This is a genomic window from Streptomyces sp. RLB3-17, assembly GCF_007113425.2.
Taxonomy (GTDB): Bacteria; Actinomycetota; Actinomycetes; order Streptomycetales; family Streptomycetaceae; genus Streptomyces; species Streptomyces mirabilis_D.
The window spans coordinates 7,733,204-7,749,580 of sequence record NZ_CP041610.2 but is presented as its reverse complement, the minus strand read 5'-3'; the positions used below and the strand labels follow the sequence as shown (position 1 = coordinate 7,749,580).

14 protein-coding genes are annotated in these 16,377 nt (G+C 71.1%); 3 read left to right on the top strand and 11 right to left on the bottom strand.

Features of this window, described 5'->3' with window-relative positions; all coding sequences use genetic code 11:
* Positions 1-6: 6 nt before the first annotated feature.
* The 9 genes from gatB to FNV62_RS35065 all read right to left on the bottom strand — a co-directional run bounded on the left by gatB (position 7) and on the right by FNV62_RS35065 (position 10,736).
* Positions 7-1,524: an Asp-tRNA(Asn)/Glu-tRNA(Gln) amidotransferase subunit GatB gene (gene gatB / locus FNV62_RS35105; RefSeq protein WP_060901245.1), complete on the bottom strand. Its 1,518-nt coding sequence runs from the start codon at positions 1,522-1,524 to the stop codon at positions 7-9.
* 16 nt (positions 1,525-1,540) lie between these two features.
* A complete protein-coding gene (locus FNV62_RS35100) occupies positions 1,541-1,783 on the bottom strand; it encodes a hypothetical protein (RefSeq protein ID WP_143603000.1) in 243 nt (80 codons plus the stop codon).
* A complete protein-coding gene (gene gatA, locus FNV62_RS35095; RefSeq protein WP_054234588.1) occupies positions 1,780-3,285 on the bottom strand; it encodes an Asp-tRNA(Asn)/Glu-tRNA(Gln) amidotransferase subunit GatA in 1,506 nt (501 codons plus the stop codon). The genes FNV62_RS35100 and gatA overlap by 4 nt, the downstream gene beginning before the upstream one ends.
* 5 nt (positions 3,286-3,290) lie before the next feature.
* On the bottom strand, positions 3,291-3,587 hold the full coding sequence (gene gatC, locus FNV62_RS35090) for an Asp-tRNA(Asn)/Glu-tRNA(Gln) amidotransferase subunit GatC (RefSeq protein ID WP_010984178.1): 297 nt from the start codon (positions 3,585-3,587) through the stop codon (positions 3,291-3,293).
* Positions 3,588-3,780: 193 nt separating this feature from the next.
* Positions 3,781-6,027: a putative bifunctional diguanylate cyclase/phosphodiesterase gene (locus tag FNV62_RS35085; RefSeq protein WP_097286342.1), complete on the bottom strand. Its 2,247-nt coding sequence runs from the start codon at positions 6,025-6,027 to the stop codon at positions 3,781-3,783.
* A 260-nt stretch (positions 6,028-6,287) separates the two neighbouring features.
* Positions 6,288-8,483 (bottom strand): NAD-dependent DNA ligase LigA, encoded by a 2,196-nt coding sequence (gene ligA, locus FNV62_RS35080; protein ID WP_060901247.1) that lies wholly within the window; start codon positions 8,481-8,483, stop codon positions 6,288-6,290.
* Positions 8,484-8,498: 15 nt separating this feature from the next.
* Positions 8,499-9,494: a methionine synthase gene (locus tag FNV62_RS35075; protein WP_143609286.1), complete on the bottom strand. Its 996-nt coding sequence runs from the start codon at positions 9,492-9,494 to the stop codon at positions 8,499-8,501.
* Positions 9,491-10,189, bottom strand: a complete 699-nt coding sequence (locus FNV62_RS35070) for an SDR family oxidoreductase (protein WP_097286340.1) — start codon at positions 10,187-10,189, stop codon at positions 9,491-9,493. The genes FNV62_RS35075 and FNV62_RS35070 overlap by 4 nt, the downstream gene beginning before the upstream one ends.
* A gap of 7 nt (positions 10,190-10,196) precedes the next feature.
* A complete protein-coding gene (locus FNV62_RS35065; protein WP_095852476.1) occupies positions 10,197-10,736 on the bottom strand; it encodes a TIGR00730 family Rossman fold protein in 540 nt (179 codons plus the stop codon).
* Positions 10,737-10,786: 50 nt separating this feature from the next.
* Here FNV62_RS35065 and FNV62_RS35060 point away from each other — a divergent pair, with 50 nt between their 5' ends.
* On the top strand, positions 10,787-11,110 hold the full coding sequence (locus FNV62_RS35060) for a DUF427 domain-containing protein (RefSeq protein WP_060901251.1): 324 nt from the start codon (positions 10,787-10,789) through the stop codon (positions 11,108-11,110).
* A gap of 192 nt (positions 11,111-11,302) precedes the next feature.
* Here the strand turns inward: FNV62_RS35060 and mnmA are convergent, their stop codons facing one another.
* A complete protein-coding gene (gene mnmA, locus FNV62_RS35055; RefSeq protein ID WP_060901252.1) occupies positions 11,303-12,430 on the bottom strand; it encodes a tRNA 2-thiouridine(34) synthase MnmA in 1,128 nt (375 codons plus the stop codon).
* A 110-nt stretch (positions 12,431-12,540) separates the two neighbouring features.
* Here mnmA and FNV62_RS35050 point away from each other — a divergent pair, with 110 nt between their 5' ends.
* Both FNV62_RS35050 and FNV62_RS35045 read left to right on the top strand, forming a co-directional pair.
* Positions 12,541-13,329, top strand: coding sequence for an N-acetylmuramoyl-L-alanine amidase (locus FNV62_RS35050; RefSeq protein WP_225900476.1), 789 nt, complete (start codon positions 12,541-12,543; stop codon positions 13,327-13,329).
* 261 nt (positions 13,330-13,590) lie between these two features.
* Positions 13,591-15,084: a multicopper oxidase family protein gene (locus FNV62_RS35045; RefSeq protein ID WP_225900475.1), complete on the top strand. Its 1,494-nt coding sequence runs from the start codon at positions 13,591-13,593 to the stop codon at positions 15,082-15,084.
* An 82-nt stretch (positions 15,085-15,166) separates the two neighbouring features.
* On the opposite strand, the gene FNV62_RS35040 is transcribed toward FNV62_RS35045, so the two are convergent.
* Positions 15,167-16,336 (bottom strand): cysteine desulfurase family protein, encoded by a 1,170-nt coding sequence (locus FNV62_RS35040; RefSeq protein ID WP_054234596.1) that lies wholly within the window; start codon positions 16,334-16,336, stop codon positions 15,167-15,169.
* Positions 16,337-16,377: the final 41 nt, after the last annotated feature.

The following is a 16,377-nucleotide window of genomic DNA, read 5'->3' as shown; positions in this document are numbered from 1 at the left end:
GGGTACTCAGCCCTCGCTGACGCCCAGCTTCTCCAGGATGAGTTCCTTGACGCGGGCCGCGTCAGCCTGGCCACGGGTGGCCTTCATGACCGCGCCGACCAGGGCGCCGACCGCGGCCACCTTGCCGCCGCGGATCTTGTCCGCGACGCCCGGGTTGCCGGCGATGGCCTCGTCGACGGCGGCGGTCAGCGCACCCTCGTCCGAGACGACCTTCAGACCGCGCTTGTCGACGACCTCGTCCGGGGTTCCCTCGCCCGCGAGCACGCCCTCGATGACCTGGCGGGCGAGCTTGTCGTTCAGATCTCCGGAGGCCACGAGCTGCGCCACCCGGGCGACCTGCGCCGCGGTGATGGGCAGGTCCTCCAGGGCCTTGCCCGACTCGTTGGCGCTGCGCGCCAGTTCACCCATCCACCACTTGCGGGCGGACGCGGCGTCCGCACCGGCCTCGATCGTGGCGACGATCGGGTCGATGGCACCGGCGTTCAGGATCGACTGCATGTCGTGCGCCGAGACACCCCACTCCTCACGGAGGCGGTTGCGACGCGCGAGCGGCTGCTCGGGCAGGCCCGCGCGCAGCTCCTCGACCCACTCGCGGGACGGGGCGACGGGGACGAGGTCGGGCTCCGGGAAGTACCGGTAGTCCTCGGCCTCCTCCTTCACGCGGCCCGAGGTCGTGGATCCGGTGTCCTCGTGGAAGTGGCGGGTCTCCTGGATGATCGTGCCGCCGCTGTTGAGAACCGCGGCGTGCCGCTGGATCTCGAAGCGGGCCGCACGCTCCACGGAGCGCAGCGAGTTGACGTTCTTCGTCTCGGAGCGCGTGCCGAACTTCTCGCGGCCGTGCGGGCGCAGCGACAGGTTCACGTCGCAGCGCATCTGGCCCTGCTCCATGCGGGCCTCGGAGACGCCGAGCGCCTTGATGAGCTCGCGCAGCTCGGCGACGTACGCCTTGGCGACCTCGGGAGCGCGCTCGCCCGCACCCTCGATCGGCTTGGTGACGATCTCGATGAGGGGGATGCCCGCGCGGTTGTAGTCGAGCAGGGAGTGCGAGGCGCCGTGGATTCGGCCGGTGGCGCCGCCGACGTGCAGCGACTTGCCGGTGTCCTCCTCCATGTGGGCGCGCTCGATCTCCACGCGGAAGACCTCGCCGTCCTCCAGCTGTACGTCGAGATAGCCGTTGAAGGCGATCGGCTCGTCGTACTGGGAGGTCTGGAAGTTCTTCGGCATGTCCGGATAGAAGTAATTCTTCCGGGCGAAGCGGCACCACTCGGCGATCTCGCAGTGCAGCGCGAGGCCGATCTTGATGGCGGACTCGACGCCGGTCGCGTTGACGACGGGCAGCGAGCCGGGCATGCCGAGGCAGGTCGGGCAGGTCTGCGAGTTGGGCGCGGCGCCCAGCTCGGTGGAACACCCGCAGAACATCTTGGTCTTGGTGCCGAGCTCGACATGGACTTCGAGGCCCATGACGGGGTCGTACGTCGCGAGAGCGTCCTCGTACGACACCAGCTCGTCGGTCGTGGTGGTCACGGTGAAAACTTCCCTCTCAGCCCAGCAGGACGTCGTCGTCGCCCAGGCGCCTGAGCTCCCGGTAGAGGATGGCGAGGCCGGTGACGATGGCGGCGGCGGACACGGCCGCGTCGATGAGGCGCAGCGTGTCGTGCTCCGTACGGGCCTTCTTGGCCTGCTTGGCGACGCCGATCGCACCGAACGCGGTGCTCGCGATGGACAGGTACGTGCCGGACTTGGACTTCTTGAAGCCCTTGGCCTTGGACAGAGCCTTACTCACAACGACGGAGCCTCCTCGAGCAGCGGGTGGCCCCACTTTTCCACGAAGGCGGCCTCGACGGCGGCGCCGACCTTGTACAGCCGGTCGTCCTTCATCGCGGGGGCGATGATCTGCAGGCCGACCGGGAGGTTGTCCTCCGGGGCGAGACCGCAGGGCAGCGACATGGCGGCGTTGCCCGCCAGGTTGGTCGGGATGGTGCACAGGTCCGCGAGGTACATCGCCATCGGGTCGTCGGCGCGCTCGCCGATCGGGAAGGCGGTGGTGGGCGTCGTCGGGGAGACGATGACGTCGACCTTCTCGAACGACTTCTCGAAGTCGCGCGTGATGAGCGTACGGACCTTCTGGGCGCTGCCGTAGTACGCGTCGTAGTAGCCGGAGCTGAGCGCGTACGTGCCGAGCATGATGCGGCGCTTGACCTCGGGGCCGAAGCCCGCCTCACGGGTGAGGGAGGTGACCTCCTCGGCCGACTTCGTGCCGTCGTCGCCGACCCTGAGGCCGTAGCGCATGGCGTCGAAGCGGGCGAGGTTCGACGAGCACTCGGACGGGGCGATGAGGTAGTACGCCGCCAGCGCCAGGTCGAAGGACGGGCAGTCCAGCTCGACGATCTCGGCGCCGAGCTCCCCCAGCAGGGCGACGGCCTCGTCGAAGCGCTGCACGACACCGGCCTGGTAGCCCTCGCCGCGGAACTGCTTGACGACACCGACGCGCATGCCGGCGACGGAGCCGTTGCGGGCCGCCTCGACGACCGGCGGGACCGGGGCGTCGATGGAGGTGGAGTCGAGCGGGTCGTGGCCCGCGATGACCTCGTGCAGCAGCGCGGCGTCCAGGACCGTACGGGCGCAGGGGCCGCCCTGGTCGAGGGAGGAGGAGAACGCGACCATGCCGTACCGCGACACGCCGCCGTACGTCGGCTTGACGCCGACCGTGCCGGTGACGGCGGCGGGCTGGCGGATGGAGCCGCCCGTGTCCGTGCCGATGGCGAGGGGCGCCTCGAACGAGGCCAGCGCGGCGCTCGACCCGCCGCCGGAGCCGCCGGGGATACGGGTGAGGTCCCAGGGGTTGCCGGTGGGGCCGTAGGCGCTGTTCTCGGTGGAGGACCCCATGGCGAACTCGTCCATGTTGGTCTTGCCGAGGATGACGACGTCGGCGGCCTTCAGCTTCTTGGTGAGGGTCGCGTCGTACGGCGGGATCCAGCCCTCGAGGATCTTCGAACCGACGGTCGTCGGGATGCCCTCGGTGGTGAAGATGTCCTTGAGCGCGAGCGGCACACCGGCGAGGGGGCCGAGCTTCTCGCCCCGCTCCCGCTTGGCGTCGACGGCGCGGGCCTGCGCGAGGGCGCCCTCGCGGTCGACGTGCAGGAAGGCGTGCACCTTCTCGTCGACGGCCTCGATCCGGGCGAGGTGGGCCTCGGTGACCGCGACGGCCGTGAGCTCGCCCGCGGCGATCTTCGCGGCGATCTCGGCCGCCGTCAGCTTGATGATGTTGACGTTGGTGTCCGTCATGGTGATTAGTCCTCCCCCAGGATCTGCGGCACCTTGAAACGCTGCTGCTCCTGGGCCGGGGCGCCGGAGAGCGCCTGCTCGGGGGTGAGCGACGGACGGACCTCGTCCGCGCGCATGACGTTCGTCAGCGGCAGCGGGTGAGAGGTCGGCGGTACGTCTTGGTCGGCGACCTCGCTGACGCGGGCGACCGCGCCGATGATGTCGTCGAGCTGGCCGGCGAAGTGGTCGAGCTCTTCGGCCTTCAGCTCCAGACGCGCCAGCCGTGCGAGGTGGGCGACCTCCTCGCGCGTGATGCCAGGCATGCAGCGATCCTCTGGGTGAGAGTGTGTGGTTTGGCCCAATCCTATGGGTCCGGGGCCGATGCCCGCGCCCGGGTTTGCCTCCGCCCCTGGCGGACGGGACCGCGGCGCGCCGTCAGAGGCGCCGGGAACTGCGCGGCCCGCCACGACGGACAAACGGACACCGACGGCGACGAAGCCCCACGAACCGCCGGAACTACTCGGCGGCCGGCAGCGCGGCACGCGGCCGCTGCCAGCCGCGCGACCCCCGCGCCAGCAGCCACGCGGTCGCCTCCTCCGGAGGCATCGCCGCCGCGACCAGCCAGCCCTGCACCGCGTCACACCCGAGATCCCGCAACCGCTCCCACGTCTCGTCGTCCTCGACACCCTCCGCCACGACGAGCAGCCCCAGCGAATGCGCGAGATCGACGGTGCAGCGCACGATCTCCGCGTCCTCGTTGTCCACGGCGAGCCGCGCGACGAAGGACCGGTCGATCTTCAGCTCGCTGACCGGCAGCCGCCGCAGATGCACCAGCGAGGAGTACCCCGTACCGAAGTCGTCCAGCGACATCTTCACGCCGTGCCCGGTCAGCCCGGCCAGCGTGTCCGCGGCCCGCTGCGGGTCCTCGAGGAGCACATGCTCCGTTATCTCCAGCTGCAACGACCCCGCCGGGACCCCGTGCCGGGCGAGCCGCGCGGCGACCGAGCCCGCGAAACCGGGGGTGTGGACGTCCCGCGGGGACACGTTCACCGCGACCGGGACGTGCAGTCCCTGCGCCCGCCACCGCGCGACCTGCGCGAGCGCCGTCTCCAGCACGTACTCGGTGAGGTGCGGCATCAGTCCGGACGACTCGGCGATCGCGATGAACTCGTCCGGCGGCACCTTCCCCCGCTCGGGATGCACCCAGCGGACCAGCGCCTCGAGCCCGGCCACCTGTCCGTCGAAGCGGACCTTGGGCTGGTAGTGCAGTTCGACGTCACCGGCGTCCAGCGCCCGCCGCAGATCCCCCAGCAGACCGAGCCGGTCCGGTGTGTTCGAGTCCCGCTTGGACTCGTAGACCTCCACCCCCGTGCGGTCCCGCTTGGCCTGGTACATCGCCACGTCCGCCCGCCGCAGCAGCCCCTCCGCGTCCAGCGCGTGGTCGGGGAAGACGGCGAGCCCGGCGCTGGCCTCCAGGACGAGGGTGAGTCCGTCGAGGTCGAGCGGCGAGCCGAGGGCGGCGACGAGATTGCGGGCGACCCGCGTGGCCGACGTGGTGGAGTCGGCGACGGGGAGTAACACGGCGAACTCGTCCCCGCCGAGCCGCGCGGCCTCCGCCCCGCGCGGCAGCGCCAGCCGCAGCCGGTCGGCTATCTGAAGGAGCAGCCGGTCACCGGCGAGGTGCCCCAACGTGTCGTTCACGGAACGGAAGCGGTCGAGGTCGATCAGCATCAGGGCGGCACGCGCGCCGATGCGCTCGGCGTCGTCCAGAGCCGTCCAGGTCCGTTCGAGCAGCCACTGGCGGTTGGGCAGCCCGGTCAGCGGGTCGCGCAGTTGCTCCTCGGCCCGGACGCGGGCGATCCACAGGGTGGAGTCGAGTGCGATGAGGGGGATCGAGAACAGCGGGAGCAGCATCGGCTGGGCGATCGCGACCACGCAGATCAGCGGTGCGATACCGAGCAGCGCGACGGCGACCAGGCCCTGCCGGACCAGCGCCGTGCGGGTGGCGGTCGGCAGTCCGCCGGTGCCCGGCGCGTGCAGGTACCAGAGCAGGACGCGGGTGACCGCGAGATAGGCGGTCGCGACCAGCACCACCTCGGGTGCGGCGTAGAAGTTCCAGCTCTCCGGGTTCCAGGGCGTCTCCACGGACGGCACCCGACCGAACATGGCGAGGACCAGCGCTCCGGCGCCGATGCCGAGGATGTCGACCGCGCCGTGCAACACCCCCTGGCGCCAGCGGCCTCGGCGCGCGGCGCCGACCAGCACGACGACGGTCAGACTGACCATCCCGGCGGCCACCCAGCCGTACAGCAGCAGGACCGCGAGGGTGAGCGCGGCGCCGGAGCCCGTGCCGCCCCACCAGCGGGCGCGGCCGAGGGCGACCAGATGGCCGACGATGATGCCGGCCAGTACCGCCAGCGACCAGCCGACCGCGCCGGACGGGAAGAGGGCGTGGTGGCCGCCGAACGCCCGGTAGAAGCCAGCGCCGAGGACGAACGCGGCCACCCCGACGACCGCCGCGGGCAGCGTGGGCCAGGAGATGTGCCGTTCGGGTTCGTGACCGGACGGGCCTCCGCCACGCCCCGCGGCGAGCCTGCCGGCGCCCGGGGCGGGGGCGGCTACGGTGAGGGGTGGTGCGGAGCCCTGCCCGCCCGTGCCGGGGCGCTCCGACGAACGCCCCGTCCGGAGGCCGGCCATCCACGCGCCGGTCATCCGGCGCAGGCGCAGCCGTGAGTCCGGGGCGGCGCTCTCGGTCGGTTCCATTCCCGTCCCTCTCACAGCCGGCGGTGCCCACGCCACGCGGCCCGTTGCCGGCGACAACTGCCAACGGCACCGCGTCTGAAAACCCTTCCCCAGACTCTCGCGGAGCAGGGGATGCCCCAACCGCAGCTGGGCACGGCAGGCGCACACCTCAACAGTAGGCCGCAGAAGGCTTCTACGGGCAGCGGTCGACGACGGTTGCCCGAATGCGACCCGGCCACCCGTATGCATCTGATATGCACCGAACGGGTGGCCTTCAACCGCTACTCCTCGATCGGGAGGGCGACTTCCGCGGCGGCCTCCGGTCCCTGTTCGAGCAGAACGGCGAAGCCGTCCTCGTTCAGAACCGGCACCTTCAGCTGCATCGCCTTGTCGTACTTGGATCCTGGATTGTCGCCCACCACCACGAAAGACGTCTTCTTCGAGACCGAACCGGTCACCTTCGCTCCCCGGCTCTGAAGGGCCTCCTTCGCGCCGTCCCGCGTGTGGTGTTCGAGCGTGCCGGTGACGACGACGGTGAGTCCTTCGAGCGGCCGCGGGCCCTCGTCCTCGCCGGAACCCTCGTCCTCCATACGGACGCCCGCCGCCCGCCACTTGCGGAGGATCTCGCGGTGCCAGTCCTCCGCGAACCACTCCTTGAGCGAGGCGGCGATGATCGGGCCGACTCCCTCGGTGGTGGCGAGCTCCTCCTCGGTGGCCTGCTCGATGCGGTCGATGGAGCGGAACTCCCGCGCCAGCGCCTCCGCCGCGACCGGCCCGACATGACGGATCGACAGGCCGGTCAGGATCCGGGCGAGCGGGCGCTCCTTGGCCGCCGCGATGTTGTCCAGCATCGCGATCGCGTTCTTCTTGGGCTCGCCCTGCTGGTTGGCGAAGACCGTGGCGATCTTCTCCTCGCCGGTCTTCGGGTCACGCTTGGGCAGGCCGCTGTCCTGGTCGAGGACGTACGCCTTGATGGGCAGCAGCCGCTCGATGGTGAGGTCGAAGAGGTCGCCCTCGTCGGCCAGCGGCGGTTCGGCCGGCTCCAGCGGCTTGGTGAGGGCCGCCGCCGCCACATACCCGAATTGCTCGATGTCGAGTGCCTTGCGGCCCGCGAGGTAGAAGAGCCGCTCACGCAACTGGGCCGGGCACGAGCGCGCGTTCGGACAGCGCAGGTCGACGTCGGCCTCCTTCATCGGCCGCAGCGGCGTACCGCACTCGGGGCACTCGGCCGGCATCACGAACTCGCGCTCGCTGCCGTCCCGCAGGTCGACGACCGGGCCGAGGATCTCGGGGATGACGTCACCGGCCTTGCGCAGCACCACCGTGTCCCCGATGAGGACGCCCTTGGCCTTCACCACGTCCTGGTTGTGCAGGGTGGCGAACTCGACCTCCGAGCCGGCCACCGTGACCGGCTCGACCTGCGCGTACGGCGTGACGCGGCCCGTGCGGCCGACGCCGACCCGGATGTTGACGAGCTTGGTGTTGACCTCCTCGGGCGCGTACTTCCAGGCGATGGCCCAGCGCGGCGCGCGCGAGGTGGAGCCGAGGCGGCCCTGCAGCGGGATCTCGTCGAGTTTGACGACGACCCCGTCGATCTCGTGCTCCACGGAGTGCCGGTTCTCGCCGTAGTACGCGATGAACTCCCGTACGCCGTCGAGGTCGTCGACCACCTTCGCGTACCGCGTGGTCGGCAGGCCCCAGGAGTGCAGCAGCGCGTACGCCTCGGAGAGACGGGAGAGTCCCTCGAAGCCCTCCAGGGCGCCGATTCCGTGGACCACCATGTGCAGCGGGCGGCTCGCGGTGACGCGGGGGTCCTTCTGACGCAGTGAACCCGCCGCCGCGTTGCGCGGGTTGGCGAAGGGCTTGTCGCCGGCCTCCACCAGGCGGGCGTTGAGCTCCTCGAACTTCTCCATCGGGAAGTAGACCTCGCCGCGGATCTCCACCAGGTCCGGGACGTGGTCGCCCTTGAGGCGGTCCGGGATCTCCGCGATCGTGCGCACATTGGGCGTGATGTCCTCGCCCGTGCGGCCGTCACCGCGGGTCGCGGCGCGGGTGAGGCGGCCGTGCTCGTACGTCAGGTTGACCGCGAGGCCGTCGACCTTCAGCTCGCACAGGAAGTGGTGGTCCGAGGTGCCCACGTCCTTGGCGACGCGCTCGGCCCAGGCCGCCAGCTCCAGGTCGCTGAAGGCGTTGTCCAGCGAGAGCATCCGCGAGCGGTGCTGGACGGAGGTGAACTCGGTCGCGTACGCGCCCGCGACCTTCTGGGTCGGGGAGTCGGGGGTGCGCAGCTCGGGATACCGCTCCTCCAGGGCCTCCAGCGAGCGCAGCAACTGGTCGAACTCCGCGTCGCTGACGACCGGCTGGTCCTTCACGTAGTACCGGAAGCGGTGCTCCTCGATCTGCTCAGCGAGCTGCGCGTGCTGCTCCCGTGCCTCGGCGGGCAGGGAATTGGGCTGTGCGTCCTTGTCGCCGGCCACCGTGTTGTCCTCCCGTTACTCTGGGTTGTCCGCGAGGGATCTCGCCGCCCGGGCGCAGTGGGCGAGTGCCCGGCGCGCGTACTCCGGGGAAGCGCCCGCGAGTCCGCACGTCGGGGTGACCGTGACCGCCTCCGCGAGAAGACCCGGATGCAGCCCCAGCCTGCGCCACAGCGTCCTGACACCCATGACGCTACCGGCAGGGTCTGACAATGGTCCGTCCGTGCCCGGCACGACACCGGCGAACAGCCGGGTGCCGCCCTCCACCGCCTCGCCGATGGCATCGTCGTCACGCTCGGTGAGCAACGAGAAGTCGAACGAGATGGCGGCGGCCCCCGCCCTGCGCAGCAGCGCGAACGGTACGTCGGGTGCGCACGAGTGCACCACGACCGGGCCGTCGGTGTGCACCCCGACGACGTCCCGCAGCGTCGCCTCCACCCGTTGCCGGTCGACGGCGCGGTGGGTGCGGTAGCCGCTGGCGGACCTCACCTGGCCGCGCAGCACCGCGATGAGCGAGGGCTCGTCGAGCTGCAGCACGATCTGGGCGCCGGGCACCCGCCGCCGTACCTCGTCGAGGTGCGTGCGCAGCCCCTCGGCGAGCGATCCGGCGAGGTCCCGGCAGGCGCCGAGGTCGGAGAGCGCCGCCTCGCCGCCCCGCAGCTCCAGCGCGGCGGCCAGCGTCCAGGGGCCCACGGCCTGCACCTTGAGCGGCCCCTCGTAGCCCTGGGTGAACTCCTCCAGCGCGTCGAGGTCCTCGCCGAGCCAGGACCTGGCCCGCTTGGTGTCGCGTCCCGGCCGGTCCCCGATCCGCCAGCCGCTGGGCTCCACGCGCGCGTAGAGCTCGACCAGCATCCCGGCGGTCCGTCCGATCATGTCCGCGCCGGGACCCCGGGCGGGCAGTTCGGGCAGGAACGGGAAGTCCTCGAAGGACCCGGTCACGGCCTTGGCGGCCTCGCGGGCGTCGTCGCCGGGCATGGATCCGACCCCGGTGGCGGGGCCCCAGGTGAAGCTCATCGTCCCGGCCGCACGGTCAGGTCGTTGACCTCCGCGTCGCGCGGCAGGTCGACGGCCATCAGGATCGTCGCCGCGACGGACTCCGGGGCGATCCACTTCGAGGCGTCGTACTCCTTGCCCTCCTGCTGGTGGACCTTCACCTGCATGGGGCTCGCCGTCCGGCCGGGGTAGACGGAGGTCACCCGGACGCCGTTCGCGTGCTCCTCGTGGCGCAGGGAGTCCGCGAGGGCCTTCAGGCCGTGCTTGGAGGCTGCGTACGCGGACCAGTCGGCGTGCGCGGCGAGTCCGGCGCCGGAGTTCACGAACACGACGTGGCCCTGGGCGACGCGGAGTTGCGGCAGGAAGTGGCGGGTCAGTTCGGCGGGGGCGATCAGGTTGACGTTGAGCTGGTGACGCCAGGACTTGGGGGTCAGCTCCCCGACGGGGCCGAGGTCGACCACGCCCGCGATGTGCAGGAGCGAGTCGACGCGCTCGGGCAGGGACTGGTGCGAGAACGCCCAGGAGAGCTTGTCCGGGTCCGCCAGGTCGCCGACCAGGGTCCGGGCCCCGGGGAACTCGGCCGCCAGTTCCTTCGCGCGGCCCGCGTCGCGCGCGTGGAGCACGAGGTCGTCCCCGCGCGCGTGCAGACGGCGGGCGACGGCCGCGCCGATGCCGGAGCCCGCCCCGGTGATCACATGTGTAGCCATGGACGCCATGCTCGCATCACCGGGTGCCCACGCTCTCCTCCAGGTAGGCCAGCGCGCCCACCGGCTCCTCGGCGAAGAAGACCAGGTCGGTGAGCGGGCACGGCAGGAAGCCCTCGGCCTCCATACGGCGGAACTGCTCCTTCAGGCCGTCGTAGAAGCCCGCCGTGTTGAGCAGGACGACCGGCTTCTCGGTCTTCCCGTGCTTCTTCAGCTCCAGGATCTCGGTCGCCTCGTCGAGGGTCCCGGTACCGCCCACCATGATCACGACGGCGTCGGCCTTGGCCAGGAGCAGCGCCTTGCGCTCGGCGAGGTCCCGGGCGATCACCATCTCGTCGGCGCCCGCCCGTGCCGTGGCCGCCAGGAAGTCCACGGAGACGCCCAGCAGCCGACCGCCCGCCTCCTGCACCCCGTCGGCGACCACCTTCATCAGTCCGACATCGGAGCCGCCCCACACCAGCGAGTGGCCGCCCTTGCCGAGGAGTTCGGCGAACTCCCGGGCGGGACGGGTGTAGCGGTCGTCGAGGTCGGCGGCGGAGAGGAAGACGCAGATGTTCATGTGCCTACGGTACGAGGGAAGAACCCGGGTCCCACGCGCGCTGTACGGGTATGGCCAATGGACACACGATCACCATCGAACAGGGCACGGAGCGGGTACGCGTCGTGCACGGCGACCAGGTGCTGGCGGAGAGCGACCGGCCCCTGGTGCTGCGCGAGACCGGCTGTCCCGTGCGCTACTACCTACCGGCCGAGGACGTCCGCCTCGACCTGCTGACGACCTCCGACACCCACACGCACTGCCCCTTCAAGGGCGACGCGTCCTACTGGTCCCTGCCCGACGCCCCCGACCTCGTCTGGTCCTACCCCGACCCCAAGCCGGACGTCGCCCGGATCAAGGACCACTTCTGCTTCTACGAAGTCGAAGTGGCGTAACCGCACCGGCGCACGCCGACGGCCCGGGTGTTCCCGGGCCGCTTCGGTGGTCAGCGGGTTCGCCGTCCACGACGGGCCCGGATCGGCCCCAGGACCCGTCGTTCGGATCAGGCCTGGGCCGCGGGGTCTGGCACGCACACCGGCACCGACCGAGCCCCGCCTCCTGAAACGACCTGGTCCAAACGACAGTCCCTAGACGCTGGCCGTCGCGCGGGTGGTCGTCGCGATCGTCGCGGAGCCCACCACGCGCGTGCCGTCGTACAGGACGATCGCCTGGCCGGGAGCGACGCCGCGGACCGGCTCGGTGAACGTGACCTCGAGTCCGCCGTCGACCAGCTCGGCCGCGACCTCCGTCTCGCCTCCGTGGGCGCGGAGTTGGGCGGTGTAGGTGCCAGGGCCGGTGGGGGCGGCGCCGCACCACCGGGGCTTGATGGCGGTCAGCCCGCTGACATCGAGGGATGCCGCCGGACCCACGGTCACCGTGTTGTTCACCGGCGAGATGTCCAGGACGTAGCGCGGCTTGCCGTCCGCGGCCGGGGTCCCGATGCGCAGCCCCTTGCGCTGCCCGATCGTGAAGCCGAACGCGCCCTCGTGGGAGCCGATGACCGACCCGGACTCGTCGACGATGTCGCCCTCCGCCTTGCCCAGGCGGTTCGCCAGGAAGCCCTGGGTGTCGCCGTCGGCGATGAAGCAGATGTCGTGCGAGTCGGGCTTCTTGGCGACGGCCAGGCCCCGGCGCTCCGCCTCCGCGCGGATCTCGTCCTTCGTCGTCACCGTGTCACCCAACGGGAACAGCGCGTGGGCGAGCTGGCGGTCGTCGAGGACACCGAGGACGTACGACTGGTCCTTGGCCATGTCCGAGGCCCGGTGCAGCTCGCGCGTGCCGTCCTCGTTCACGATCACCTGGGCGTAGTGGCCCGTGCAGACCGCGTCGAAGCCGAGGGCGAGCGCCTTGTCGAGCAGGGCGGCGAACTTGATCTTCTCGTTGCAGCGCAGGCACGGGTTGGGGGTGCGCCCGGCCTCGTACTCGGCGATGAAGTCCTCGACCACGTCCTCACGGAAGCGCTCGGCGAGGTCCCACACGTAGAACGGGATGCCGATGACGTCCGCGGCGCGGCGGGCGTCGCGCGAGTCCTCGATGGTGCAACAGCCTCGCGCGCCCGTGCGGAACGATTGGGGGTTGGCGGAGAGCGCGAGGTGCACGCCCGTCACGTCGTGACCGGCTTCCGCCGCGCGGGCGGCGGCGACGGCGGAGTCCACGCCGCCGGACATGGCGGCGAGGACGCGGAGGGGGCGGGGGCTCTGCGAGGTCTCAGTCATAGCCCCTCCAGAGTACGGGGCCGCGGGAACCGAAGCCCGCGGGTATCCGTTGATGATCGCAACGGGGACCGCTGACGGACGGGCGGGTACGGAGCACGGGGGGCGGCGCGATGGGTGAGGACGCGGAGAACACGGGAACCACCGGAGCCACGGGAACCGCCAGGACCACGGGAGCGCCACAAGCCCCTGAGGGTGCCGGGCGCACGGACGGCGTCGAGGAGGGGCGCGTCGGCCGGGACCGTGACCGGCGGATCGGACGGCGGACGCTGCTGATCGGTGGCGCCGCGGCCGCCGTGGGCACGGCGGTGCTCGCACGCGGTGAGCTCGGCCACCTGTGGTGGCGGCTGCCCGGCGTCGAGAAGCCCCGGGTGGCGGGAGCCGTCGACTTCCGGGGCGCGCAGTGGGTGGCCGCCTCGTCGGCGAACTGGCGGCGGGCGGACCGGCCCGACGACTACGGGATAGACCGGGTCGTCATCCACGTCACCCAGGGCAGCTACCGAAGCGCCGTGAAGGTCTTCCAGGACCCGGCACACGGCGCAGCCGCGCACTACATCGTGCGCGAGGACGGACACATCACGCAGATGATCCGCGAGCTGGACGTGGCCTTCCACGCGGGCAACCGGGGGTACAACGAGCGGAGCGTCGGCATCGAGCACGAGGGCTTCGTGGAGCGCGCCTCGTCGTTCACGGACGCCATGTACGCGGCCTCGGCGCGGCTGACGGCCGCCGTCTGCGGGCGGTACGGCATTCCCGTCGACCGTGCGCACATCATCGGACACGTCGAGGTGCCGGGTACCGACCACACCGACCCCGGGCGGTTCTGGGACTGGGACCGGTACATACGGCTGGTACGGCAGGCCCGCACGGCGGCGGAGCCGACGCGCACAGCCGGGGCGTAGCCGCCGGAGAGCGCTTTCGATGCGCGCTCACAGACAGCGGCGCACAGGGCTCCAGTCACCCAATCGTGATGCTGTGAGGCACCGGCGGGACGGGGCTGTCCCTTGCGTCCCCTGCTGCCGATGTGACCAGCGACACGTCAATTCTCGCTGTTTCCAGGGGAGTTGATCCTGACTTTAAGTCATCGGATTTCACAGCGACGACGGCGTTCTCCTAACTCCGGCCCAGTCTTCACATAGCCCTTAGGCCGAGAGTCCACCGCTATGACTCACACCACGGGCAAGACCCCGGGCAAGGGCACGGGCAAGGGCATGCACCGCCGCAAGTTCCTCGGCGGGATGGCCGGAGCGGGCATCGCGGCGGTGACCGCCGGCGGCACGGCCATCGCCTTACTGACGAACGCGACGCAGAACAAGGCGCACGCCGCGGGCACCACGCTGACCATCCCCGACCTCCTGGAGGGGACCACCACGGACGGCACCACGACGTACACCCTGGAGGCGAAGACCGGCACCAGCGAGGTGCTCAGCGGAGTGACCAGCACGACCGCGGGCTACAACCAGTCGTTCCTCGGCCCCACCATGAAGTGGACCTCGGGCGACACCGTCCTGCTGAACATCACCAACAGCCTCACCGAGGCCACTACCGTCCACTTCCACGGCGCGCACGTCCCGCCCAGCATGGACGGCGGCCCGCAGAACGCCTTCGCCGCGGGGAAGACCTGGTCGCCCACCTTCACGGTCAAGGACGAGGCGAAGACGCTCTGGTACCACCCGCACGCCCTGGGCACCACGGCGGAGCAGGCCACCCACGGCCTCGCGGGCATGATCATCGTCGAGGACGCCTCGGACGCGTCCGCGGCCCTGCCCAGCACCTACGGCACCGACGACATCCCGATCATCCTGCAGTGTCTGGCCACGGACAGCGCGGGAGACATCAAGTACAACCTGAGCGGCTACCTCGGCAACGGTCTCAGCTTCCCGCTGCTGTGCAACGGCACGAACGTCGACGACACCACGCTCTCCTTCACCGCCACCAAGAAGCGCACCCGCTTCCGGCTGCTCAACGCCTCACCGTCCGACATCATCACCATCCAGCGCAGCGACGGCGCGACGCTCACCCAGATCGCCACCGACCAGGGCTATCTGACCGAGGCCACCGAGGTGGCGTCGATCCGGCTGGTGGCGGGCGCGCGGGCCGAGTTCGTCATGGAGCTCAGCGACGCGGTGACGTTGGAGGCCGTGGTGACGACGGGCTGGGTGCGCGGCGGCAGCGGGACGTACGAGTTCCTGACCGTCACCCCCGACGCCTCGGACACTCCGGAGACCCTGCCGACCCTCAACACCATCACCCGCTACGACACCAGCGACTTCACCGCCCGGACGATCACGCTCGGTCAGAGCGGCGCGACGATGACGATCAACGGCTCCGCCGGGACGAGCATGTCCTCGATGGCGATGATCAGCACCACCCTGGGCGCCGAGGAGGTGTGGACGGTCAAGAACAGCACGCAGCTTGAACACTCGTTCCATCTGCATGATGTGCCGTTCCAGCTGATCTCCATCAACGGGGAGGATCCGACGGGCGTCCAGCTGGGCTGGTACGACACGTTCGAGGTCGTCGGCGGCGGCTCCATCGAGATCGCGATGAAGTTCACCGACTTCTCGGACGACACCTATATGTACATGCTCCACTGCCATCTGCTGCAACACGAGGACGAGGGCATGATGGCCTCCCTCATGGTGACGGACAGCTAGGACGACAGCCGGTACCAGGACCTGACCCCGCGTCTCCGCCGTGATAGGCCGGACAGGTCCTGGGTGAGCGAGCGCGGTGGTGTCAGGTCAGGCCTGCCGTCCGCGCCCGCTCCACCGCCGGGCCGATCGCCTTGGCCACCGCCTCGACGTCCGCCTCCGTGGAGGTGTGGCCGAGGGAGAAGCGCAGGGTGCCGCGGGCCAGGTCGGGGTCGGCGCCGGTGGCCAGCAGGACATGGCTGGGCTGGGCGACGCCCGCCGTGCACGCGGAGCCCGTGGAGCACTCGATGCCCTGGGCGTCCAGCAGAAGCAGCAGGGAGTCGCCCTCGCAGCCCGGGAACGTGAAGTGCGCGTTGGCGGGCAGCCGGCCCCCGGTCGCGGGGTCACCGCCGAGGATCGCGTCGGGCACGGCAGCGCGTACGGCGTCGACCAGGTCGTCGCGCAGGGCGCCGATCTCCCGGGCGAACCACTCGCGCTGCTCGGCGGCGAGCCGCCCGGCGACCGCGAACGAGGCGATGGCGGGTACGTCGAGGGTGCCGGAGCGCACATGCCGCTCCTGGCCACCGCCGTGCAGCACGGGTACGGGTGTGTACTCGCGGCCCAGCAACAGGGCGCCGATGCCGTACGGGCCGCCGATCTTGTGGCCGGAGACGGTCATCGCGGCGAGGCCGGAGGCGGTGAAGTCGACGGGCACCTGGCCGAAGGCCTGGACCGCGTCGGCGTGCAGCGGGATCCCGAACTCGGCCGTGACGTCGGCCAGTTCGCGGACCGCCATCACCGTGCCGATCTCGTTGTTGGCCCACATGACGGTGACGAGGGCGACGTCGTCGGGGTTTCGGGCGATGGCCCCGCGCAGGACGTCCGGGTGGACGCGGCCGTAGGAGTCGACGGGCAGGTACTCGACCGTGGCGCCCTCGTGTTCGCCGAGCCAGTGGACGGCGTCGAGGACGGCGTGGTGTTCGACCGGGCTCGCGAGGACCCGGGTGCGGGCCGGGTCGGCGTCGCGGCGGGCCCAGTACAGGCCCTTCACGGCGAGGTTGTCGGCCTCGGTGCCGCCGGAGGTGAAGACGACCTCGCTGGGGCGGGCGCCGAGGGCCTCCGCCAGGGTTTCCCGGGCTTCCTCGACCGTCCGCCGGGCGCGGCGGCCGGCGGCGTGGAGGGAGGAGGCGTTGCCCGTGACGCTCAGCTGGGCGGTCAGCGCCTCTACCGCCTCGGGGAGCATCGGTGTGGTCGCGGCGTGGTCGAGGTAAGCCATGATGGGCCCGATTCTACGGGCCGTCCGTCCGCGGCCTCGGC